This window comes from Bacillus sp. FSL R5-0576 (genome assembly GCF_038004765.1).
GTDB classification, from domain to species: Bacteria; Bacillota; Bacilli; order Bacillales; family Bacillaceae; genus Bacillus; species Bacillus subtilis.
This window is the reverse complement of record NZ_JBBORU010000001.1, coordinates 3,893,349-3,916,110: the sequence shown is the minus strand read 5'-3', so window position 1 is coordinate 3,916,110 and position 22,762 is coordinate 3,893,349. Positions and strand designations below refer to the sequence as shown.

General features: G+C 44.5%; 25 protein-coding genes and 4 tRNA genes. 18 read left to right on the top strand and 11 right to left on the bottom strand.

Annotated elements, in window-relative coordinates:
- Positions 1–81 precede the first annotated feature (81 nt).
- Both NX903_RS20060 and NX903_RS20055 read right to left on the bottom strand, forming a co-directional pair.
- Positions 82–525, bottom strand: coding sequence for a GNAT family N-acetyltransferase (locus NX903_RS20060; RefSeq protein WP_003226881.1), 444 nt, complete (start codon positions 523–525; stop codon positions 82–84).
- A gap of 13 nt (positions 526–538) precedes the next feature.
- Positions 539–1,417: a LysR family transcriptional regulator gene (locus NX903_RS20055; protein WP_038429957.1), complete on the bottom strand. Its 879-nt coding sequence runs from the start codon at positions 1,415–1,417 to the stop codon at positions 539–541.
- A gap of 187 nt (positions 1,418–1,604) precedes the next feature.
- On the opposite strand from NX903_RS20055, the gene NX903_RS20050 reads away from it, so the two are divergent.
- On the top strand, positions 1,605–2,819 hold the full coding sequence (locus NX903_RS20050) for an MFS transporter (protein ID WP_086344545.1): 1,215 nt from the start codon (positions 1,605–1,607) through the stop codon (positions 2,817–2,819).
- A gap of 32 nt (positions 2,820–2,851) precedes the next feature.
- Here NX903_RS20050 and NX903_RS20045 read toward each other — a convergent pair whose 3' ends face one another.
- On the bottom strand, positions 2,852–3,691 hold the full coding sequence (locus NX903_RS20045; protein ID WP_038429955.1) for a pentapeptide repeat-containing protein: 840 nt from the start codon (positions 3,689–3,691) through the stop codon (positions 2,852–2,854).
- 145 nt (positions 3,692–3,836) lie between these two features.
- On the opposite strand from NX903_RS20045, the gene NX903_RS20040 reads away from it, so the two are divergent.
- Positions 3,837–4,226 (top strand): YybH family protein, encoded by a 390-nt coding sequence (locus NX903_RS20040; protein WP_086344544.1) that lies wholly within the window; start codon positions 3,837–3,839, stop codon positions 4,224–4,226.
- A gap of 67 nt (positions 4,227–4,293) precedes the next feature.
- Complete coding sequence (locus tag NX903_RS20035) at positions 4,294–5,091, top strand: hypothetical protein (RefSeq protein ID WP_144486879.1); 798 nt, start codon at positions 4,294–4,296, stop codon at positions 5,089–5,091.
- A gap of 37 nt (positions 5,092–5,128) precedes the next feature.
- Here NX903_RS20035 and NX903_RS20030 read toward each other — a convergent pair whose 3' ends face one another.
- On the bottom strand, positions 5,129–5,866 hold the full coding sequence (locus tag NX903_RS20030) for a MerR family transcriptional regulator (protein WP_144486877.1): 738 nt from the start codon (positions 5,864–5,866) through the stop codon (positions 5,129–5,131).
- 159 nt (positions 5,867–6,025) lie between these two features.
- Positions 6,026–7,336 carry an MFS transporter gene (locus NX903_RS20025; RefSeq protein WP_014478548.1) on the bottom strand — a complete coding sequence of 437 codons (1,311 nt, stop codon included), beginning with the start codon at positions 7,334–7,336 and terminating at the stop codon, positions 6,026–6,028.
- A gap of 100 nt (positions 7,337–7,436) precedes the next feature.
- On the opposite strand from NX903_RS20025, the gene NX903_RS20020 reads away from it, so the two are divergent.
- Together NX903_RS20020 and NX903_RS20015 are read left to right on the top strand one after the other, a co-directional pair.
- On the top strand, positions 7,437–7,757 hold the full coding sequence (locus NX903_RS20020; protein ID WP_003226899.1) for a hypothetical protein: 321 nt from the start codon (positions 7,437–7,439) through the stop codon (positions 7,755–7,757).
- A gap of 11 nt (positions 7,758–7,768) precedes the next feature.
- On the top strand, positions 7,769–8,215 hold the full coding sequence (locus NX903_RS20015) for a DUF6376 family protein (RefSeq protein WP_038428116.1): 447 nt from the start codon (positions 7,769–7,771) through the stop codon (positions 8,213–8,215).
- 32 nt (positions 8,216–8,247) lie between these two features.
- Here the strand turns inward: NX903_RS20015 and NX903_RS20010 are convergent, their stop codons facing one another.
- The gene (locus tag NX903_RS20010; RefSeq protein ID WP_017695792.1) at positions 8,248–9,177 is read right to left on the bottom strand and encodes a manganese-dependent inorganic pyrophosphatase; all 930 of its coding nucleotides are present in this window, start codon (positions 9,175–9,177) and stop codon (positions 8,248–8,250) included.
- 205 nt (positions 9,178–9,382) lie between these two features.
- Between NX903_RS20010 and hypR the strand changes: the two genes are divergently transcribed.
- A complete protein-coding gene (gene hypR / locus NX903_RS20005; RefSeq protein ID WP_014478546.1) occupies positions 9,383–9,760 on the top strand; it encodes a transcriptional regulator HypR in 378 nt (125 codons plus the stop codon).
- Between the two features lie 31 nt (positions 9,761–9,791).
- Here hypR and cotF read toward each other — a convergent pair whose 3' ends face one another.
- Complete coding sequence (gene cotF / locus NX903_RS20000) at positions 9,792–10,274, bottom strand: spore coat protein CotF (RefSeq protein WP_003243364.1); 483 nt, start codon at positions 10,272–10,274, stop codon at positions 9,792–9,794.
- 145 nt (positions 10,275–10,419) lie between these two features.
- On the opposite strand from cotF, the gene NX903_RS19995 reads away from it, so the two are divergent.
- The 4 genes from NX903_RS19995 to rplI all read left to right on the top strand — a co-directional run bounded on the left by NX903_RS19995 (position 10,420) and on the right by rplI (position 14,185).
- A complete protein-coding gene (locus NX903_RS19995; RefSeq protein WP_003226909.1) occupies positions 10,420–10,569 on the top strand; it encodes a hypothetical protein in 150 nt (49 codons plus the stop codon).
- A 224-nt stretch (positions 10,570–10,793) separates the two neighbouring features.
- The gene (locus tag NX903_RS19990) at positions 10,794–11,723 is read left to right on the top strand and encodes a YybS family protein (protein WP_086344542.1); all 930 of its coding nucleotides are present in this window, start codon (positions 10,794–10,796) and stop codon (positions 11,721–11,723) included.
- Positions 11,724–11,759: 36 nt separating this feature from the next.
- Positions 11,760–13,739, top strand: coding sequence for a cyclic-di-AMP phosphodiesterase GdpP (gene gdpP / locus NX903_RS19985; RefSeq protein ID WP_086344541.1), 1,980 nt, complete (start codon positions 11,760–11,762; stop codon positions 13,737–13,739).
- Positions 13,736–14,185: a 50S ribosomal protein L9 gene (rplI, locus tag NX903_RS19980; protein ID WP_086344540.1), complete on the top strand. Its 450-nt coding sequence runs from the start codon at positions 13,736–13,738 to the stop codon at positions 14,183–14,185. The genes gdpP and rplI overlap by 4 nt, the downstream gene beginning before the upstream one ends.
- A gap of 37 nt (positions 14,186–14,222) precedes the next feature.
- Here the strand turns inward: rplI and NX903_RS19975 are convergent, their stop codons facing one another.
- From NX903_RS19975 to NX903_RS19965, 3 genes are all read right to left on the bottom strand, one after another.
- Complete coding sequence (locus NX903_RS19975) at positions 14,223–16,280, bottom strand: glycosyltransferase family 39 protein (protein ID WP_086344539.1); 2,058 nt, start codon at positions 16,278–16,280, stop codon at positions 14,223–14,225.
- A 104-nt stretch (positions 16,281–16,384) separates the two neighbouring features.
- Positions 16,385–17,593 carry a CynX/NimT family MFS transporter gene (locus tag NX903_RS19970; RefSeq protein WP_003226917.1) on the bottom strand — a complete coding sequence of 403 codons (1,209 nt, stop codon included), beginning with the start codon at positions 17,591–17,593 and terminating at the stop codon, positions 16,385–16,387.
- A gap of 72 nt (positions 17,594–17,665) precedes the next feature.
- Complete coding sequence (locus tag NX903_RS19965; RefSeq protein ID WP_003242786.1) at positions 17,666–17,806, bottom strand: YycC family protein; 141 nt, start codon at positions 17,804–17,806, stop codon at positions 17,666–17,668.
- 120 nt (positions 17,807–17,926) lie between these two features.
- On the opposite strand from NX903_RS19965, the gene NX903_RS19960 reads away from it, so the two are divergent.
- Entirely contained in the window at positions 17,927–18,130 is a 204-nt protein-coding gene (locus NX903_RS19960; RefSeq protein ID WP_015250806.1) for a hypothetical protein, read from the top strand.
- 47 nt (positions 18,131–18,177) lie between these two features.
- On the opposite strand, the gene NX903_RS19955 is transcribed toward NX903_RS19960, so the two are convergent.
- A complete protein-coding gene (locus NX903_RS19955) occupies positions 18,178–18,378 on the bottom strand; it encodes a DUF2188 domain-containing protein (protein ID WP_003226922.1) in 201 nt (66 codons plus the stop codon).
- 169 nt (positions 18,379–18,547) lie between these two features.
- On the opposite strand from NX903_RS19955, the gene dnaB reads away from it, so the two are divergent.
- The 7 genes from dnaB (at position 18,548) to NX903_RS19920 (ending at position 22,596) form a co-directional block, all read left to right on the top strand.
- Positions 18,548–19,912, top strand: coding sequence for a replicative DNA helicase (gene dnaB / locus NX903_RS19950; RefSeq protein WP_003226923.1), 1,365 nt, complete (start codon positions 18,548–18,550; stop codon positions 19,910–19,912).
- 119 nt (positions 19,913–20,031) lie between these two features.
- On the top strand, positions 20,032–20,451 hold the full coding sequence (locus tag NX903_RS19945; protein WP_046381477.1) for a VOC family protein: 420 nt from the start codon (positions 20,032–20,034) through the stop codon (positions 20,449–20,451).
- A gap of 205 nt (positions 20,452–20,656) precedes the next feature.
- Positions 20,657–21,949, top strand: coding sequence for an adenylosuccinate synthase (purA, locus tag NX903_RS19940; protein ID WP_003226929.1), 1,293 nt, complete (start codon positions 20,657–20,659; stop codon positions 21,947–21,949).
- Positions 21,950–22,173: 224 nt separating this feature from the next.
- Positions 22,174–22,249 (top strand) — tRNA-Lys (locus NX903_RS19935).
- Between the two features lie 9 nt (positions 22,250–22,258).
- A tRNA-Glu gene (locus NX903_RS19930) sits at positions 22,259–22,330 on the top strand.
- An 81-nt stretch (positions 22,331–22,411) separates the two neighbouring features.
- A tRNA-Asp gene (locus tag NX903_RS19925) sits at positions 22,412–22,488 on the top strand.
- A gap of 35 nt (positions 22,489–22,523) precedes the next feature.
- A tRNA-Phe gene (locus NX903_RS19920) sits at positions 22,524–22,596 on the top strand.
- Positions 22,597–22,762: the final 166 nt, after the last annotated feature.

Genomic DNA, 22,762 nt, shown 5'->3' with positions numbered 1-22,762 from the left:
CAATCATTCCTTCTCTCCATAATCGATGATTAGTATACCAATGAACTGTTCATGCTCATAAGTGACAAAATTGTGAACAATCTATAGCGCAGAATCGTCTTGTTTTGTCATCAGCACATGCGGAATGCCGTCCAGCATAAATTCTTCTGATGCAGTCCGATAGCCGAGCTTTTCATAAAAGCCTGCCGCCTGTGTCTGGCCGTGCAGTTTGAAGGCAGAAATGCCTTGTTCTTTCACAATACGTTCTAATGCATCGACGATCACTTTTCCCAAACCGAATTTGCGGTAAGACTTCAGAATGCAGATTCGTTCCAGTTTCCCCGTGTGGCCAACGATACGGACACGTGCAGTGCCAACAGGTACATTCTGATGATAAGCCAGGATGTGCTGGCAATCACCGTGGAGTGTATCGAACTCATCGAATTCATCCGAAATGGGACAGCCTTGTTCCTCTACAAATACTGCCTTTCTGATTTCAAAAGCTGTATGTAAATCCTGTTCTGACGTGATTTTTTTGACATTCATGTTTGAATCCTCCCTACTCAGAAAAATGGCTGATCACATATTGTTTAAAGGTCTCAGCAACCGGTGATAAAAACCTGCCTTTTATCCAGGCAATTCCTATGACACGCTGACATTCCGGCCAGCTGACGCGGATTTTGGTGATTTTGCTTTGGTCTAAGCCTTTCAGGTCTGGGAGAATAGATATGCCCAGTCCGGCTGCCACAAAACCTGCGGCAGTAGCTGCTTCTTCTCCTTCAAACATAATGTTCGGCTGTATATCAGCCTTCTCAAACAGCTCATCGACCGTCATCCGAAGCGCATAGCCCTTTTTCAATAAAATAAAACGCTCCCCGGCAATCTCATTCAGGGTAATGCTTTCGCGACTGGCTAATGGGTGATCATTTGGCACAAATACAAAGAGTTCTTCACTCCACAGCTTGATCCATTGGATCGGATTTTCAGGCTTAATCGAAGCGAGGAGACAGAGGTCCAGATCCCCGGATTTTAATCGTTCAAGCAGCCAATAAGAGTGGTTTTGCTTCAGCTGGAAGGAAATGTTGGAGTATTCCTGCTGAAAGGAGCCGATGAGATCGGGCACGAGCGTGGTGCCTAATGTATGTAAAAAACCGAGAGAGACTACGCCTTGGTCTGGCTTTAATAAGGCTTGGATTTCTTCTTTTCCTTCGGTGTACTCCTTCATCATCGCCTGAACCCGCCGCAAAAAAATGTGTCCGTATTGATTTAAGCTAATGGATCGTCCTTGCCTGTCAAATAGCGGCACGCCCAAATGATTTTCCAGCCTGGCGATAGAGCGTGAAAGCGCAGGCTGTGTGATGGAGAGGCTTTTTGCGGCTTTCGTGACGTGCTGCATTCGGGCCAGTGTTTGAAAATATTCAAGTTGTTCCCATTCCAATTATCATCCCTCCTTTATTACATATAAGCATGAAAATGATATTTTATATGCATTATACAACATATATCAACGGTGCTAAGATAGTAATATAAACAGACTCGAGGATGTTTGAATTCGGAAGAAATAAAGGATGATTGTTTATGAATGGCAGTGCTCCACAACATGATGAGGGACCGATAAAGTCCCGATGACATACATTCAAAAAGGCACACCGGTTTTTCGAAAAATTACGTTTGCTTTCTTCGCTGCGGGTTTCAATACATTTGCGATTCTATATTGCGTACAGCCGCTCATGGAGGAATTCACGCGGGAATTTCATGTAACGCCTACTGCGGCGAGTCTTTCTTTATCTGTTACCACAATGCTGTTAGCTGTGAGCATGCTTGTCTTTGGTTCATTATCCGAGGTGTGGGGGCGCAAGCCGATTATGGGTATTTCCATGCTGGCCGCATCGGTTCTCTGTCTGGCATCGGCCTTTAGTCCAAACTTTCATACGCTGCTCGTATTGAGAACCATTCAAGGCGTTGCGCTCGCAGGCCTTCCGTCGATTGCGATGGCTTATCTCGGGGAAGAAATTGAACCCGGAAGTCTTGGGTCGGCGATGGGGCTGTATATCAGCGGAAATGCAATCGGCGCCGTTTTCGGAAGGATCGTTTCCGGGCTCCTGAGCGAGTACTTGAATTGGCATATGGCGATAGGATCAATTGGTGTCATTAGTTTGATTGCTAGTGTTATATTTTTTATAAATTTGCCGCCATCCAGGCATTTTACGCCAAGAAAATTGAAGCTCGGGAAATTGGGAATGTCTCTGATCGGCCACTTGAGGGACCGTAAACTATTCAGCTTGTTTCTCATTGGTTTTTTGCTGCTTGGAAGCAATGTTGCCTTGTTTAATTACATTGTGTATGTGCTGTTGGGCCCGCCGTATTCGCTTAATAAAGCATTTTCCAGCTGGATCTTTATTGTGATGATTGTAGGCATTTTCAGCTCGTCTTTCATTGGAAGAATGGTTGATCGGTATGGCTATCCGAAAATATTGGTGATGAATATTTTCATCGTCATTGCAGGTGCGTTATTTACGATAAACAATATGCTGGCAGTGAAAATTCTGGGGATTGCCCTCTTTACATTCGGTTTTTTCGGAGGGCATTCAGTTGCCAGCAGCTGGGTGGGCAGGAGAGCCCTTCACAACAAAGCACAGGCTTCATCGCTGTATTTGTTCTTTTATTACGCCGGTTCAAGTGTTTTCGGAACAATCGGAGGGCTATTCTGGTCTGGTTTTCACTGGCTGGGCGTTGTCGGTATGATCACCTTCATGCTGCTGGTTGCGTTATGGCTGTCGGGATACTTGGCAAGAAGTGCGAAAGTGCCGGATAAAAGGAACGAAAAAGGATTGAATTGATCAGTAAAAAAGGACCGTTAGCGGGTCCTTTTTTATTTCCAATGGGCAGGGATTCGTAAAGACAGCGGCAGCTTTGTGTTCGAATCGCCGTTGGCGGCGTTCACCTGTGCCTGTGTCAGAAAGATGCTCCCGGTCAGGTCGGCGCCGCTGAGATCAGCGTCTCTCATATCTGCACCGATAAAGTCTGTCATTCTCAAATCGGCATTTCTCAGATCGGCGGCTATGAGCAGCGCCCCTCTTAGATTTGCTCCTCGCAGATCAAGCCCTTTCAGTTTCGCGCCGATCAGGACACTTCCCCGGCTGACCTTTTTCGGGAGTTTTGGATGGCGGGCTTGGGCACGCACCAGCTCACTTGTTTTTAACAGCCATTCATTGACCTCAGCTCGATGCTCGTCCACCTGCAGTGTCAGCAAGCGTTCTTTGCTGAGTCTGGTGAGCCTTTCTATTTTTTCGAAACTGGTTCTCAGTTCAGGATGAATCGGCTTGGCTATATCTATAGAAAGAGCTTCATGTAAATACCAGAGCATTTCGTGCAGCTGCTGCATGATAGGAAAAACGTCAAACATCTGGTTGGCCGTTTCGGGGCTGTTTCGCCAATCCTTTCCCTCATAAGTGATTTGGGATACTTTTTGGCCGGCGCCAAAGCATTCATATGCAGAGCAGCCTCGAAATCCTTTTTCTCTGAGATCTTTATGTATAGAACATTGATAGTTTGATTGTAAGTTGCGGCAAGGCGTGCCCCCGTCTTTATCAAAAGCAAAATCTGCCGACTTCGCATAAGGCAAGGCGACACAGCACAGGCCAAAACAGTGCTGGCAATCCGCACTTAAATCATGATGTATATTGTCATGTAACGTTACTTCCGCAGACAATAATGTTCACCCCTTCACTTGGGTACTTTGTTAAATATATCTATTTGATTATATAGGAAAAAAGGATACTTTTCATTTTGTTTTCAAGGTTTCAGTGGTCTAGCGATGTATAATATATCCAATCATGATGATTGGGGGAATTCATTTGGAACAGCAATTGAAAGACATCATCTCTGCGTGTGATTTGGCAATCCAAAATGAAGATTTTGATACACTGATGAATTATTATTCGGAAGATGCCATTTTAGTTGTGAAGCCGGGCATGATCGCACGAGGCAAGGAAGAAATCAAAAAAGCATTTATCACGATTGCGAACTATTTCAATCATCATATTGTCCCGACACAAGGGGAAATGATCCTGTTGGAAGCAGGTGACACGGTACTCGTCCTTTCTCAGACACTGCTTGATTCGGATAAAAAGGACTCCGAGTATGCGATGGAAAGAAGGGCGACCTATGTATTTAAGAAGAATGCGCAAGACGAGTGGCTTTGTGTAATTGATAATTCATATGGTACGGATTTAATTGGTGTGTAAGATATGTCTTTGATGTGCCATTCCTGCATATAATGATTCATTCAGCTGATTAGGGAAGGTGACACAATTGAATGTGTATGACATCAGAATGGCTCCTTATACTCCTTATTGGTTTTATGAAGGCAGAGGACTTGTTCAACATCCATACGTATTTCGGCAGCCTGTCTCCTCACGTGCAATCATTGCATCTACTCACGGTGATGTAACGGGAGACGGCGTTATTGACGAGGTCTTTCTAACTGGAAATCAAATGCCCGGCAGCCCGTTATGGAGAGATATCACATTGGTGATCCGTGATGGCAGAACCCATCAGGAGCAGCAGATTCAGCTTCAAAACAATATGGGATACAATCCGTCACTTTTTCTGGGGGATATGACAGGCGACAAGATTGAAGATGTGGCAGTGGTAATGGATACAGGGGGAAGTGGCGGTGCTATTTATGCATATGTGTTTGCCTATCTAAACAGGCAGTTCCGGCGAATTTTCAATTCAGATGTATTGAATGATGAATTAAAGTACAGTGTGAGGTATCAAAATCAATATAAAGCGAGCGTCATCAGTCATCAGCAAAACGAAACGTATATCCTCGACCTTACTTACAAAGGCAGGGAATATTTGAATGAGATTTATAACAGCCAAGGTGTGTTAAAAATGCCGATAGAAGGATGGGTGAATCCTTTATCGGGCTTGTATCCGGTTGATTTTGACAGAGACGGCGTATACGAATTATTGGCGTACCAGCGGATAGCGGGAAGGTATAACGCCGACTCATTGGGATATGTTCAAACTGTATTGAAATGGAACGGACGGCGTTTTGCCGTTGACCGGCAGAATGTTTCGATTGTTGGCGGTGCTGTCTCGTAATCCTGATGGCTGTCACCCTATAAAGGGTGACAAAACACTACAGGTGTTCTGCAACGACAACCAAATAATAAGATAAACCGGCTTGCTGCTCTTCTAACATTCCTCTATGGAAATCATCTTGCATAAAAAAACGTGTTTGTTTTACGTAATCTTCTTTACTTGTCGGATGCCCGTTCTGATTTAGGAACTTAAGATGATTCATGACATGCTCTTGCACGGAAGGGTCATAATACGTTACACCATTTCTTAAAAAATCAGCCATCCTATCAAGAAAATGTTTAGCCTCTATTGCCATTTTGTTCATTTCATCGACATTGATTGTATGTGTATCCAATTCAAAATCGTAACGCTCTTTTAAATACCCATTTTGTTCTGCTAAAGATTGTTTCCATTCTTCAGCGCTTTCAAATCCTTTAAACATTACCTTATGATCCATGTTTTCGCCTTTTCTCGCGTATTCTAAAGATGTGTTGACTGTTTGAATGAGATGCTGATACTTTTCAATTTTCTTTTCAAACAGCTTTTTTTGTTTTTCTAATGTACTTGTTCTTTTAGCATCCTCATTTAGTAATGTTTTAATTTCTGACAAAGGAATATCTAATTCTTTGTAAAAAAGGATTTCCTGCAGTCTTTTTAGTTCGTCAGCACCATAGTACCGATATCCGGCTTCGCTTATTTCCTTTGGGGCCAGCAAGCCGATTTTGTGGTAATGATAGAGCGTTTTGATTGTGACATTCGCAATATTGGATAGTTCTTTTACTGTTAATTTCACCATCCGACTCCTCCTTTCTTCTTTCACTATGAGGCCTTACCTTTGGTTGGAGTCAAGGATAAAATGGTGGTGTTTTCGTCCGAAGACAGACTAGTGAATGTGGGAGAAAGAAAATAACACCTGGCGGATTCAAAGAAAAGAGTGCTTTTCAGCAAGCACTCTTCATTCCAGTTTAATTCGTTTTACATCCCCTAGTACAAACACATAAAAAACCAATCCCAGCAACAGCACAAAACCAGCTACCAGAAAGCTGAGGGTAAAGGAGCCTGTCACATCAAACAAATACCCTGTCAGTGACGCAGCAATAATGCCTCCGAACAGGTTGTTTGCGAGATTCACCATGGAGCTCAGCATGGATACGGAACCGATCGGCGCGAGTTCTGCGGAGATGGACCAGCCGACCGGAGCGGTTGCTGAAATTCCGGCGAGTCCGATGGAAATGCAAATAATGGCTACGGTAATATTGTTCGTCAGAATGGAGCCTAAAAAGAAAAAGCCAAAGCTCATTCCGACTATGATTACGGTTCGGTACACCTTGGTGTTAGGATAGCCTTTCTTAATAAAATAATCGACGAGCCAGCCGCCGACGGCAATTCCGGAAATGGTTGAGATCAGCCACGGCACTGCCGTAAATAAACCGGACGACATGAGATCCATACCGTATGTATGTTTAAAGAAAGTCGGAAGCCAGGTGAGCAGCAGGTTGAATGTATACCCGTACCCTGTAAATCCGATCATTAAGCCCCATACTTTCCGATTGGTGAAAAGCTTTTTTAAAAGCGGGCCCGTTTTGTAAGGGATTTGCTCTGTTGTAATGGCATTGTGTTTTTGAATATAGTTTAGTTCACTTTTAGAAATGCGTTTGTGCCGTTCAGGCTGTTCATAATACTGCCAGAAAAAAATCGTAAACAGCACATTGATGCATCCAATCGTCAAAAAAGCGACACGCCAGTCAAATGTTGTGACAAGAAACGCGACCAATGGCGCGCCGATCACGTTTGAAAATTTGGCGGCCGAATCGAACAATGAGTTTGCCAATCCCCGCTCACTTGGAGGAAACCAGAGAGCGGTTGCCTTAGAGGCAGCAGGGAACGCAGAGGCGCTCGTCAGCCCAATGAGAAACCGGAACAGATACAACAGCAATTTTCCTTGCAAAAAAGCAAGAAGGATCGTTAAAAAGCTCCATATCGTCATTCCAACCCTCGTGACCCATGCGACCCCAAAACGGTCCAGCAAACTTCCGACAGGCAGCTGCATCAGTGTATAGGAATAGGTGTAAATGGAAAACACGATGCCGAGTTCAGTTGCAGTAAGGTGAAACGAATCTTGTATCGCAGGGGCCGCTACCGAGATGGCCACTCGGTCAAAATAATTAAGAATAATAATGCCGCTAAGTAACGAAGATATGTACCATCTGGTATGCCCAGGCCGTTTCACGCGCTCTTGACTCATGATGAAAACCTCCTCTGTCATAGCATGATCTCCTGATGGAAAAACCATTCAAATTTTAAATACCACAGCGCGCTTTTATATAAACGGCTGGAATTTGACTGGAACAGATCGGTGCTTTAGAATGAAAGTAATAAAAATGAACACTCCAAAGGGGAGTAGCTTTCACAGTAAAGTCGTCATTACGGGACAAGGTGTCCTCGGCTTTGCTGGCAATCTCATTGTTAGCGAGACCTTTGCCAAATCTGATTTGGTGAAGGTCTTTTTGTTTCAGGAACTTCACCAAATTGGTGGAGTTTTTTCATTTTTATCAAAAAGGGAGAGGAGCATCAGAATGTCTAAGCTGAAAAAGTGGCTGAAGCGTGAATTGGTGAGGAAAGGGCTGCCGTTAGCGAAAGAGAAATTGATTCCGATCTTAAAAGAAAAAATGAAAAAGAAACGATGAGGGGGCTGAAGATGAAGATCATTTTGACAGTACTTGCCGGAGTGGGACTTTTGAGTGCAGGCGGATGCGGCATGCTTGATCAGGTGAACGACGGATTGAACTATACGAGTGAAGCAGCGGGGTATGTGGAGAAGGTGAAGACATTTGCAGAGGAAGCGCCTGAATTGGCTGAGAAAGCTGTAAATGACACCGAGGCGAAAGAAAAACTTGAAGCGCAGCTTGAGTCGATTCAGAAGGATGCCGCTGATTTTAATGAATTAACGCCGCCTGATGCCGCAGCGGAGATTCATCGAACCATTCAGGAGCATAACGAAACCTTGCAGAAAAGCGCTGAAGAGGTGTTGAAACAAGCCGAGGAAGGCAAGGTATCGCTTAAAGAATTGGAGCAGTCAGATCTGGTCCAAAACGCAAAGCAAATTACTGATGTGATGGGACAAATTGAGAAGCTGGGTGAATAAGAAAAAGCATCCCGACGCGGGATGCTTTTTGCTTATTCAGCCATTGCGTCTGTTAAGACAGGAACGACTTGTTTTTTACGGGAAACAACGCCTTTTAAGAGGGCTGTGTTGTTTTCTAATGTAACGTTGAACGCTTTTTCCACTTTCGCTGCTTCGTTACCGATTGCAAGAGCAAGTGAATCATTTTCTAAGATATCTGTGATAACGAGAAGGAACAGATCAAGATTCTTCTCAGCCACAACTTTTGAGATCACAGCTTCTAATTCAGCTTGGCGTTTTTTTACATCTTCAATGTCCACTGTGTTTACTTGTGCGATTTCGACTTTCTTGCTGCCGAGTGTAAATTCTTTCGCATCAAGAGAAATGAGCTCTTCCACTGTTTTTTTGCTTAGATCAGCGCCTGCTTTCAACATGTTCAAGCCGTATTCTTCAGCATCTACGCCAGCGATCTCCGCAAGCTCTTTTGCTGCCGCTACGTCTTGGTCCGTGCAAGTTGGAGATTTAAATAACAGGGAATCAGAAATGATCGCAGACAGCATAAGGCCGGCAATTTCTTTCTCGATTTTCACGTTATTCTCTTTGTACATTTTGTTTAAGATGGTAGCCGTACAGCCTACAGGCTCAGCACGATAGTAAAGCGGCTCAGCTGTTTCAAAGTTAGCGATGCGGTGATGGTCGATAACCTCTAAAACCTGAACCTCTTCAATGTCTTTGATGCTTTGCTGGCGTTCGTTATGGTCAACCAGGATAACGCCGTTTACTTCGTTTGCAGCTGTTTCAACAAGACGCGGGCTTTCTTGTTTGAAATAGTCAAGCGCGTATTGTGTTTCGCCGTTGACTTGTCCGAGACGGACAGGCTCAGCATTGTAGCCGAGTTTGTTTTTCAAATCAGCATAAGCGATCGCAGAACAAATCGTATCTGTGTCTGGGTTTTGGTGTCCGAAAATAAGTATCTTTTCCATGATAGCTCCTATCCTTTTTTTAAGTAGTGTAATCTTTATATAGTTTAACACGTCTGGCTGCAGGTGTAATCATGCAAACCCTTAAAAATTGATGTGAATAAGAAGCATTTTCTTTGAGCTAAGGAGAAAAGGTGTGTAAAATACTGGGTAGCTTAGTTGCAAAATGTAATGTAGTATCAAAAAAGGTACTATTGGAGGGTCAAGAATGAGTGGAAAAAAGAATATATACCCGAACAAAGAAGGCTGTCCAGTTGAATTTACTCTAGATGTCATTGGCGGAAAGTGGAAAGGAATTCTTTTTTATCACATGATAGATGGCAAGAAACGATTTAATGAGTTTCGGCGAATCTGCCCGAGTATTACTCAAAGAATGCTTACTCTTCAGCTGAGGGAGCTGGAAGCGGACGGCATCGTGCATCGGGAGGTTTATCAACAGGTGCCGCCCAAGGTTGAGTACTCTCTGACGGAATTCGGGCGAACGCTTGAACCGATTGTTTTGCAAATGAAAGAATGGGGAGAATCCAACAGAGACGTGCTGGAATCTTATCGTTCGAACGGCTTACTGAAGGATCAGCAGAAATAGCAGCAAAGGGAAAACTCCTTTGCTGCTTGTTTTATTTCATTGAAATGGCTCTGTTGGCGTTTCTGACATCGTTTTTCAACAGTTCAGAAAGGTTGTAAGACGGATAATATCCATGCTGATACATGTATCGATAAACTTGGGCGTGCAGCTGGATGGCAGCATTCAGCTGTTTGACCAGTACGTTTCTTAATTGAGGTGTTGCTGTTTCTGTAATTGCGATGGCATAGCTGCGGACAGATGTTTTGGCAAAACCGAGCAGGTCACCGCTGTAAAATGGGTTATCTGCGCGTTCTTCTTCCTCATCTTCTCTGTGCGGAGCCTGTGGAAAGAACGGAAGAAGCTCTCTCAAATTTTGCTCAACACCCTGAATAGACACGTTATAAAGCTGTCTGAGCTGAGGGTCTTTTACTTCTCTTATCATTTTCTTCAGTTTAATGAGTCCGTTTGATTGAAAAGCAACCAGCTCGTGCATTTCTAATGTTTCATGCCAAGCCAATGTTCTGCGTTCATCCATGTGAAAATTCTCCTTTATCGATCAGATTCCATATCAGCATATGCCCAATGCTCAATGTTGTTCATGATGTTTTGAAGTTTTTAAAAAGGGAAATTCACCTTATATAGGATACGGGTTGAGAACATGCACAAAGAGGTGAAACACAATGTGGGACATGATAAAGAACTTTTTCTTGTTTAGCAGCGGCGTTCTGCAAGCAACAACCCTTTTACTGGTGATCTTAATTTTTATGTATGTCAGAAAAACGAAAAAGAAAAACAAGGAATCTTCTGGCTTTATGGATGATAAACATTAATTGTGATGGGCATTCTTTTCAAAGAATGTCTTTTCATTTTTCATGTTTCACATGAAACATTAGCGTTATTTTACTTGCGATTTGGACTTATGTTAAAATATAAAAGTAAAATTTAGAGATGATATAAAAACATTCGGTGCAACGTATGTTGCAGCGATGAAAAAGAGCAGTCGTTTATGCTGCTCTTTTCTATTCGTATGTTCAGGATGATACGAGGTGACTAAGTGAAACAAACGAGAGCTTTAATGGAAGGTGCTATTTTAATCAGTCTGTTTGCGATCATCACGCTTCTGGTCGTTTATGTTCCTGTGATTGGAACAATTCTGTTATTTGCACTGCCGCTGCCAATGATCTTGTATACGATCAGACATGGATTGAAGCTAGGGATATGGATGGGCGCTGTCAGTCTTCCGGTTGTTTTTATTGTCGGGTCCTTTAACGGGCTTATTGTAGCTTTTATGTCAGCTTGCGCCGGCATTGCCATGGGACATTTTTTCAAAAGGAAAGAGCCCGGGCACGCCATTATTTCGGGCGCTCTTATTTATATGCTTAGTATTGTCTTCTATTTTGTGATAAGCATTCAGTTTTTGGGTATCAATATCATTGATGAGGCGATGGCACAATACCGGCAATCTCTTGATATTGTAGAAACTGTAGCGAAGCAGTCGGGCAATGCTGGACAGTTTGAGAAGCAATTAAAACTGATGGAAGAACAATTGGGTATCGTTCAATATCTTTTTCCAACAGCTATTGTGATGGTAGGAGTTATTTTTTCTTTCCTCAGTTACCTTATCGCTAAGCCGCTCTTAAGGCGATTCTCCCCCGATATTCCTAATCTAAAGCCTTTTAGAGAGTTGAAGTTTCCGCAAAGTGTTGTAGTACTGTATTTGATTATTGTCATGCTTTCATTTTTGCCTTTAGAAAAAGGCCAAATGCTGTACTCTATCGCTTTAAATGGGGAGTTTATACTCGGGTTTCTGATTTTCATCCAAGGGTTATCATTTATCTTTTTCTATTGCCATAAGAAACAATATCCAAAGGCTGCGGCTGTGATTGCTGTCATACTTGGGTTTGTGCATCCGGTCTTCATGGCAGCCATTCGCATTTTAGGCGTTTTAGATATGGGCTTTCATATAAGGAATAAGGTGAAGTGAACATGAGTTTTACTCACATGGTGGGGAGTGATAGAAATGCCAAGCTTTTATGAAAAACCGCTGTTTCGGTATCCCATCTATGCATTGATTGCTCTGTCAATTATTACAATCCTCATCAGCTTTTATTTTAACTGGATATTAGGAACCGTCGAAGTGCTGCTGCTGGCAGTTATTTTGTTTTTTATTAAGCGTGCTGATTCTCTTATTCGACAAGAGATTGATGCTTATATTTCTACGTTGTCCTACAGGTTGAAAAAAGTCGGTGAAGAGGCATTGATGGAAATGCCGATTGGAATCATGCTTTTTAATGACCAATATTATATAGAATGGGCAAATCCGTTTCTTTCCTCTTGTTTTAATGAAAGCACTTTAGTGGGGAGATCACTTTACGATACTTGTGAATCGGTAGTGCCGCTTATCAAACAAGAGGTGGAATCGGAAACGGTTACATTGAATGACCGCAAGTTTAGGGTTGTCATCAAACGGGATGAGCGTCTCTTATATTTCTTTGATGTAACAGAACAAATTCAGATTGAAAAGCTATATGAAAACGAAAGAACCGTCTTGGCATATATTTTCCTTGATAACTATGATGATGTGACACAAGGATTGGATGACCAGACGAGAAGCACGATGAACAGCCAGGTGACATCTTTGCTGAACGCTTGGGCGCAGGAGTACGGGATCTTCTTGAAAAGGACGTCTTCAGAACGCTTTATCGCTGTACTTAATGAACACATCTTAACTGAACTCGAAAATTCGAAGTTTTCGATTCTTGATGAAGTGCGGGAAAAAACCTCATTTGACGGTGTAGCGCTGACGTTAAGCGTCGGTGTCGGGGCTTCAGTCTCTTCCCTGAAAGAACTTGGCGATTTGGCGCAATCCAGCTTGGACTTAGCACTGGGACGCGGCGGAGACCAGGTAGCCATTAAGCTGCCAAACGGCAAGGTGAAGTTTTACGGCGGTAAAACAAACCCAATGGAGAAACGAACAAGGGTGCGGGCCCGCGTGATTTCTCACGCCTTAAAGGAAATCGTCACCGAAAGCAGCAATGTGATTATCATGGGGCATAAATTCCCCGACATGGATTCTATCGGCGCAGCGATCGGGATTTTAAAGGTGGCTCAGGCAAATAACAAAGATGGTTTTATCGTGATTGACCCAAACCAAATCGGATCAAGTGTGCAGCGTTTGATTGGGGAAATCAAAAAATATGAAGAACTGTGGTCAAGATTTATTACGCCTGAAGAAGCAATGGAGATTTCCAATGATGACACACTGCTTGTGATCGTTGATACACATAAGCCGTCACTCGTCATGGAGGAACGGCTGGTCAATAAAATTGAACATATCGTGGTCATCGACCATCACCGAAGAGGTGAGGAGTTTATCAGAGATCCGCTGCTTGTTTATATGGAACCATACGCTTCTTCCACAGCGGAATTGGTGACAGAGCTGCTTGAATATCAGCCGAAGCGTTTAAAAATCAATATGATTGAAGCAACAGCCCTATTAGCTGGTATAATAGTGGATACAAAGAGCTTTTCTCTCCGCACGGGCTCGCGGACTTTTGATGCGGCTTCTTATTTAAGGGCAAAAGGAGCCGACACGGTGCTGGTGCAGAAGTTCCTGAAAGAAACCGTTGATTCCTATATTAAACGGGCGAAGCTGATCCAGCATACGGTCCTCTATAAAGATAACATTGCGATTGCTTCTCTTCCTGAAAATGAAGAGGAATACTTCGATCAAGTGCTGATTGCGCAGGCTGCCGATTCGCTGCTGTCGATGAGTGAGGTTGAGGCTTCATTTGCGGTGGCGAGAAGGGATGAACAAACGGTTTGTATCAGTGCGCGGTCGCTTGGCGAGGTAAATGTTCAAATCATCATGGAGGCCCTGGAAGGCGGAGGGCATTTAACAAATGCGGCGACTCAGTTGTCCGGCATTTCAATTTCTGAAGCGCTGGAACGGCTGAAGCACGCCATAGATGAGTATTTTGAGGGAGGCGTACAGAGATGAAGGTTATTTTCTTACAAGATGTAAAAGGAAAAGGAAAAAAAGGCGAAGTCAAAAACGTAGCAGACGGTTATGCGCATAACTTTCTAATTAAAAAAGGCCTCGCGGTTGAAGCGAACGCTTCAAACATCAGCGCGCTAAACGGACAAAAGCAGAAAGAGAAAAAAGAAGCCATTGCTGAGCTTGAGCAGGCTAATAGCTTGAAAGAGACATTAGAAAAACTGACTGTTGAGCTTAGCGCAAAATCAGGTGAGGGCGGCCGTTTATTTGGTTCAGTGACAAGCAAGCAAATTACTGAACAGCTCCAAAAAGACCATAACATTAAAGTAGATAAGCGGAAGCTTGAACTGCCGGACGGCATTCGTGCATTAGGATATACGAACGTGCCTGTGAAGCTGCATCCTGAAGTGCAGGCTGTGTTAAAGGTACATGTAAAAGAAGAAGCTTAATTGAAAAGAGGCTTGGATTCATCCAAGCCTCTTTTTTTTATTCCACGAGATAAAGAGTTTGCTGGCTTTCTCCGCCAGGTCCTCCTCGCATTCCCTGCACGCTGTTTGTGCTGCTAGAGGAACCGCTGTACTCGTCAGATGTTATTTCTTTTCCGTTTTTCTTAATCCAGGAAACAAGTTCGCTGTTGCCTGAGTTGTTTTCTGACAGAAGGAAGTATTTCACTTTGCCTTCTTTGATCAGTTTTTTTAGTTCCGACACAGTCAGAATGGGATCCGTGCCGTTAAATCCGCCCATTGCCATAACAGATTCATTTTCGGAAATGATGTATGGCGCAGCTGTTACGGTTGTCAAAGTAGCAAATAAATATTCTTCGCCGGTATTGTGTTTTCTCAGATAGGACAGGAGCCCGCTGTCGACCTCTGAAGAGAACATGTTCCCGCCGTTTGCTGAGCCTTTGAGCTGCGGGCCGGATTCAGGAAGGACGCTGTTGCCACCGTATAGAAGCGGCGTTGCTGACCAGTAAACAGGTGTGAGAAGCAGAACGTACAAGCTGATGATGGTCAGCTGCTTACTGAACGTATGGCTGCGTTTAAGCATCAGAAGTGCAAGGGTGATGCCAAGTCCTACGAGTCCCAGGACATACATCCACACACTGCCGATTTGGCTTGTATAAGCACTCAGAATATACACCTGGAAGGCGGCTGTGATCAGAACGGCTGCCGGCAGAAGATAGCTGGACCAGTCTTGATTATTTTTGTATAAGCGGTGCATCGTATACCATCCGATACCAGAAAGGGCGGCAATCGGCGGTGCCAGCATAATCAAATAATACTGGTGGAAGAATCCTGCGATGCTGAAGAAACCAGCCACGGGAACAAGCCAAGCCGCCCAGAATAGCGTTTCTTTCATTTTAGCAGCATGTCCGCGGCGATCACGGTACCAGCTGACGATTGCGCCCAGTAATCCGATCAATGAGAATGGAAGCATCCAGCTGATTTGGCCGGAAAGTGCTGATTGGAAGAGACGAAGCGGTCCAGGATCACCGGTGCCGAACATATTCACGCTTTTTCCGCCTCCACCGCCAGGCCCTCCATTTCCAGGTCCGTTGCCACCTGTGGGAGGTGTACCTCCGCCTCCATTGAGAGCGCCGGTTTGTCCGTTAGGCGGCTGAGGCGCCTGTGAATGGTTTCCGAATGATTGATTTCCGTTCTGAGAAAAAGATGAACCGTTGCCATTTGGCGCTTGCATGTTGTCTTGATTCTGCATCTTCCCTCCGCCAGCAGCATTCATATCACCCTTTGCCAGGCCCGTAGTTTGCCCAAGCAGACGCTCTGTGCCGTTGTAGCCAAAGGCCAGTTCTAGCACTGAGTTGGTCTGGCTGCTTCCTACATAAGGCCGGCTTGAGGAAGAGGCTGAATCCACTGCAATCGCCCATGAGAGTGAAAGGCCTGTCAGAAGGACAAGAGACAGAAGCAGGGACCCGATTTTTTTCTTCAGAGAAACCCGATATGCAACCAGGTAGAATAACACAAATGCAGGCAATACCATAAACGCTTGCATCATCTTCATATTAAAGGCGAGCCCAATTAGGGCAAATGCCGTCAGCAGCCAAACCAGCTTGCCTTGTTTTACTGCCCGAAGCAGGCAAGCTGAACCGAGCAGTAAGGTAAAGACAAGCATGCTGTCAATATTGTTTGTCCGGCTGACAGCTACTGCGATAGGGGTCAGTGCCATAACAAGTGCGGAAATGCGGGCCGCTCCAATTCCAAAAGTCGGCTTGATCATTCTGTAGAGAAGGAAGACAGATCCAACTCCGGCAAGAGCCTGGGGAATGATGACACTCCACGTGTGAACACCGAAAATCAGTGCGAAAATCGTTTGAATCCATAACACGACAGGAGGCTTATCTACTGTCACAAATCCAGAAGGGTCAAATGACGCATAAAAGAAGTTATGGAAGCTTTGCGTCATGCTTTTTACAGCCGCCAAATAGTACTGGTTTGCTGTATCATCCTGCCAAATGTGATACGTATTCAAAAAAGCTGCTGCCAGCAAAATAAGAATAAGGGCTGCGTCGAATCGTTTGGTTTTCATCGTTTTTCACCTCTTTATGGTGTCTCATTGTAAAAAACAAATATGAAAAACTTATGAATAAACCATAAATATTCAAAGAAAAAAGCGGAGATATCTTCCCCGCTTTATGCTGAATTTCTTTGTTTTTCTGACTGGAAAATGTATCGATCTCGTCCGGCTCCCTGTCCGGCTGCTCCCATTACGATCAGGGCAGCAATGAGAAGCACAATAGGCATCGTCCAAGAATGCGTCTGGTCAAAGAGATAGCCGACAAAGATTGGCCCGACTGCTGCCAGCAGGTAGCCGAATGACTGAGACATGCCTGACAGCGCAGCGGCCTGTTGGGCATTTTCACTGCGGAGACCAATCAAAGTGAGCGCCAGACTAATGCTGGAGCCTTGTCCGATACCGATAATGATCATCCAGATGGCAAGCAATGTATGGCTTCCGCCCGCTAATAATCCGCAAAGGCCGATCAGATAAACTGAGGCCAGCGCCGCAACGATACCGCGCTGCTGTTTCACACGGTCAGCTAAAACTGGTGTCAGAAAAGTGGAAGGCAGACTCGCAAATTGCATGAGTGATACCATCCATCCGGCTGTTGCCGTATCAATTCCGTGTGAACGGAGAATTTCAGGAAACCAAGCGATGCTGCTGTAAAATAAAAACGATTGCAGGCCCATAAAGATGGTGACATACCATGCCATTTTGGAAGCCCAAATGGAACTGGATTGCAGCTTCATTGTCTGGTTTGCCGTATCTCGATGGCGCAGCTGAGGTATCCAGATTAGCAATGCAAGTAAAGCCAGCCCGCCCCATAAGAGAAAAGCCTGTTTCCATCCGCCATTCATCTGGGTCGCTAAAGGAACGCTGACACCTGATGCTAAAGCTGCGAATATATTCATTGATGTCGTATACAGGCTGATCATGATCCCTGGCTTTTCAGGGTATTTATGTTTGATTAAGCTTGGCAAAAGTACGTTACCAATCGCAATCCCGACGCCGATAAGTGCCGTTCCGAAAAACAAAGCTGCAGTATAGCCGGTAGAACGAGTCAAAACGCCGATAAGCAGTATCACGAGACCTAGCCATAAAGTTCGCTCATTTCCGAGGCGCTGTCCAAGCTTAGGTGCAAGTGGAGAAAGAACTGCAAACGAAAGCAGCGGCAGTGCGGTCAAAAAACCGGCTGCCCCATTGGACATGTGCAGCTCTGCCCGGATAGAGCTGATGACCGGACCCACTGAAGTGATCGCGGGCCGTAAGTTAAAGGCGATAAAGATAATGCCGGTGATCAGCCAAAATGATTGGATTTTTTTATTATGTGGATGTGGCAAAGCAGTTACTCCTCTTTTCTAACATATACATGATATTATCCCGAAACAGGTAAGCAAGTATGTGAATGAAGGCTATGATTTGTCCTCTTTTTGCAGTTCAGCCATTTTGGCAAGCAGAATATGCTGAGGCATATGCATGATCTGTTCAAGCGGCAGATTCAAGGACTCTGCAAGCTTTTGTGCAGTTTCAGCAGAAATTTGCAAAGGTCTCACAAAAGATCCCTCCTCTCTTCTGTCCATTGTACAAGAATCAGCTGTGAAATGTAAGAAGATGTCACAAAGGAATAGAGCAATCGGAAAATGACCGTTATAAAAGAGGTAAGGAGGGTTCTTATGCACGCACCGTTATCCTTATTAAAACAAATGCTGAAGGAACACCAAATAGACACTGAAAAAGCTGTCACTTTCGAAGAATATATAGCAGTGAGGCTAAAGCTTCAGGAGCTGATGGGGAAATTTGCTTCGATCGGGGAGTGGGATCTGTATCAAAAAGCGGCAGATTTGATGATGCACATAGGCATCCAATGGATGAAATAAACCGATAACCGCTAAAAAACCCTCGCTGCAGCGAAGGCTTTCATTCATTAAAATGAGTGTTCTTCTTCCACATTTTTAAACTGGTCATAAATTACAAGCTTAGACGGACTGTTTTCCTTAGCCACCTGTTTGGCCTTTTCAATAGCGGCGTCTTTAGACGTATACAAAGCTGTCGGCGCTACATTCTCCACCTCAATAAACCAGCCGTCCGCATCAACATTAGGCGTAATCGCATATTTCTTTATCATCTTTCATTCCTCCCTCATGTTTTATTGCATTTTTCCCGCCTTGTTACTGTCCGAAACGATCCAATCTGCTAACTGAAAAAAACAGGAAACAGACAATTTTTCTATTTTTTTTCTGTAGAAATGGTAGAATGGAGGTTGGAGATTTTTTAATGAGAGGACGGTGCTTAGCATGACAGACCTTCTGAATGACCGGCTTCCTCCGCAAAATATAGAAGCCGAACAAGCCGTGTTAGGCGCTATTTTTTTACAGCCGTCTGCTTTAACACTGGCTTCAGAAGTATTGATTCCAGATGATTTCTATAGAATGTCCCACCAAAAAATCTATAATGCGATGCTGGTGCTCGGAGACCGAGGTGAACCGGTTGATCTGGTGACAGTCACATCAGAGCTTGCGAACACAGACCTGCTGGAAGAAGTAGGCGGCATTTCATATTTGACAGATATCGCAAACTCGGTGCCGACAGCGGCTAACATAGAATATTACGCGAAAATCGTTGAGGAAAAATCGATTCTTCGCCGATTAATCAGAACTGCGACAACGATTGCTCAAGACGGGTATACCCGTGAGGATGAGGTAGAGGATTTACTCAGTGAAGCGGAAAAAACGATTATGGAAGTGGCACAGCGCAAAAACACGAGTGCCTTCCAAAATATTAAGGACGTCCTTGTCCAGACCTATGATAATATCGAACAGCTTCACAATCGAAAAGGTGATATCACGGGAATTCCAACAGGGTTTACGGAGCTTGACCGGATGACTGCGGGTTTCCAGCGCAACGACTTGATCATTGTGGCTGCCCGTCCTTCAGTAGGGAAAACAGCCTTTGCCCTGAACATCGCACAAAACGTGGCGACGAAGACCGATGAGAGCGTAGCGATTTTCAGTCTTGAGATGGGTGCAGAGCAGCTCGTTATGCGTATGCTTTGTGCCGAGGGAAATATCAATGCCCAGAATCTCCGTACAGGTAACCTGACCGAAGAGGATTGGGGCAAGCTGACGATGGCAATGGGAAGCCTGTCGAACAGCGGGATTTACATCGACGATACACCGGGTATTCGAGTGAGTGAAATCCGTGCCAAGTGCCGCCGCTTGAAGCAGGAAAGCGGGCTGGGCATGATTTTGATCGATTACCTGCAATTGATTCAGGGAAGCGGTCGTTCAAAGGACAACCGTCAGCAGGAAGTATCTGAAATTTCCCGTGAACTGAAGTCGATTGCCAGGGAGCTGCAAGTCCCTGTTATCGCGCTTTCTCAGCTTTCCAGGGGTGTTGAGCAGCGTCAGGATAAACGTCCGATGATGTCTGATATCCGGGAATCAGGAAGTATCGAGCAGGACGCGGATATTGTCGCGTTCCTTTATCGTGATGACTACTATGACAAAGAAACCGAGAATAAAAATATTATCGAAATTATTATCGCCAAACAGCGTAACGGCCCGGTGGGAACCGTGTCTCTTGCGTTCGTAAAAGAATACAACAAATTCGTCAACCTGGAACGGCGTTTTGATGACGCAGGCGTTCCGCCCGGCGCATAAGCCCCAAGAGCTGCTCTTGGGGTTTTTTCATTCGAAAGATGGAAGAAATACCGTTCGCTCAGCGGATGATAATTTGAAAGCGTTTTAATAAAATGGTGCAAAAAGGAGATGGTAACAATATGGGAAAACGTTTTTCGTCTTTTCACGCAGCACAAGTCCGAATTGCACGTCCTACGGGTCAGCTTGATGAGATTATTCGTTTTTACGAAGAGGGACTGTGTTTGAAACGAATAGGAGAATTTTCAAAGCATAACGGGTATGACGGTGTCATGTTCGGCCTTCCTCATGCCGATTATCATTTGGAATTCACCCAGTATGAAGGGGGAAGCACTGCTCCCGTTCCCCATCCCGACAGCCTTCTTGTTTTTTATGTGCCGAATGCAGATGAACTGGCAGCGATCACTTCAAAGCTAAAGCATATGGGCTATCAAGAGGTCGAATCAGAGAACCCGTACTGGAGCAATGGGGGCGTGACGATAGAGGACCCGGACGGCTGGCGGGTCGTTTTTATGAATTCAAAAGGGATATCAGGCAAGTGATTCTTTCTTATGCTAAAGGATGAAAGTTTCGCAAGCTTTTTATGACAAAACAGTGAGAAAACGCTTATAAAACGAATGGAAGCGAACGAATATAGATTTTGAATAATTTAATGTTCGGATTTACAATTGACTTTCTGTTTCTTCACTGATAAACTTGATTTGTTTGAATAGAATCGTTTTGAAAGGTTAACGGAGGTGCACGGACATGTCTTCAGTAGTTGTAGTAGGTACGCAATGGGGCGATGAAGGAAAAGGTAAAATTACAGATTTCCTATCAGAAAATGCAGAAGTGATCGCCCGTTATCAAGGCGGAAATAACGCAGGGCATACAATCAAGTTTGACGGAATCACATATAAGCTTCACTTAATCCCGTCTGGAATTTTCTATAAGGATAAAACGTGTGTAATCGGAAACGGAATGGTTGTAGATCCGAAAGCATTAGTCACAGAGCTTGCGTATCTTCATGAGCGCAACGTGAGTACAGATAATCTGAGAATCAGCAACAGAGCTCACGTCATTCTGCCGTATCATTTGAAATTGGATGAAGTGGAAGAAGAGCGTAAAGGGGCTAACAAGATCGGCACAACGAAAAAAGGAATCGGCCCTGCTTACATGGATAAAGCAGCCCGCATCGGAATTCGCATCGCGGATCTGTTAGACCGTGACGCGTTTGCGGAAAAGCTTGAGCGCAATCTTGAAGAAAAAAACCGTCTTCTCGAGAAAATGTACGAGACAGAAGGGTTTAAACTTGAGGATATCTTAGACGAATATTATGAATACGGCCAGCAGATTAAAAAATATGTTTGCGATACATCTGTTGTCTTAAACGATGCTCTTGATGAAGGGCGCCGTGTATTATTTGAAGGCGCACAAGGGGTTATGCTCGATATCGACCAAGGAACATACCCGTTTGTTACGTCATCTAACCCGGTTGCCGGCGGTGTCACGATCGGTTCTGGTGTCGGCCCGACCAAAATCAAGCACGTTGTCGGTGTATCAAAAGCATATACGACTCGTGTCGGCGACGGTCCTTTCCCGACTGAGCTGAAAGATGAAATCGGCGATCAAATCCGTGAAGTCGGACGCGAATATGGAACAACAACAGGCCGCCCGCGCCGTGTCGGCTGGTTTGACAGCGTTGTTGTCCGCCACGCCCGCCGTGTGAGCGGAATTACAGATCTTTCTCTGAACTCAATTGACGTCCTAACAGGAATTGAAACGTTGAAAATCTGTGTGGCGTACCGCTACAAAGGGGAAATCATTGAAGAATTCCCAGCAAGTCTTAAGGCACTTGCTGAATGTGAGCCGGTTTATGAAGAAATGCCAGGCTGGACTGAGGATATTACAGGTGCGAAGAGCTTGAGCGAGCTTCCGGAAAATGCGCGCCATTATCTTGAGCGCGTGTCTCAGCTGACAGGCATTCCGCTTTCTATTTTCTCTGTCGGTCCAGACCGCTCACAAACAAATGTCCTTCGCAGTGTGTACCGTGCGAACTAAATAGAATATGTCTGCAAGCCCCTATATCAGGGGCTTGTTTTTTGTTTGAAAGCCGCATATAAGTTGGTCTGAGAAAAAAATATGAAAAAAAACCAAAAAAGTTATTGCCACTTCTATTTGTTCGTGATATTATAAATCTCGTTGTTACGGAAACTGCTTCAATAGAGTACAAGATAAGAACTAGATCTAAGTCGTTTGCTCTATAGAAATTCCGACATCTTTAAGAGCCATTAGCTCAGTTGGTAGAGCATCTGACTTTTAATCAGAGGGTCGAAGGTTCGAGTCCTTCATGGCTCACCATTTCGTGAAGGCCCGTTGGTCAAGCGGTTAAGACACCGCCCTTTCACGGCGGTAACACGGGTTCGAATCCCGTACGGGTCATTGATTTACTTTAGCGTTATTGCTAAATTCCTTATTTGTCTGTGAGAGCTGACACGACAGCTCTCCGGGCAATTACTGTAAGGTCCGGTAGTTCAGTTGGTTAGAATGCCTGCCTGTCACGCAGGAGGTCGCGGGTTCGAGTCCCGTCCGGACCGCCATTTTACTTTACTTAGTAGAGAAAAATAAAACATTTGGCTCGGTAGCTCAGTTGGTAGAGCAACGGACTGAAAATCCGTGTGTCGGCGGTTCGATTCCGTCCCGAGCCACTTACCAAACGCATCTGCAATCGTAGGTGCGTTTTTTCTTTTAGGAAAAAGGCAAACATGAGGAGTGTTATAATAGAAGAAAAAGGGAGAACCGGCCCTTCGGCCGGTTCAAAGAAGAAGACGTCATTGATAAAGACGCACTCCGGTGAGAGGAGGTTTCAATAAA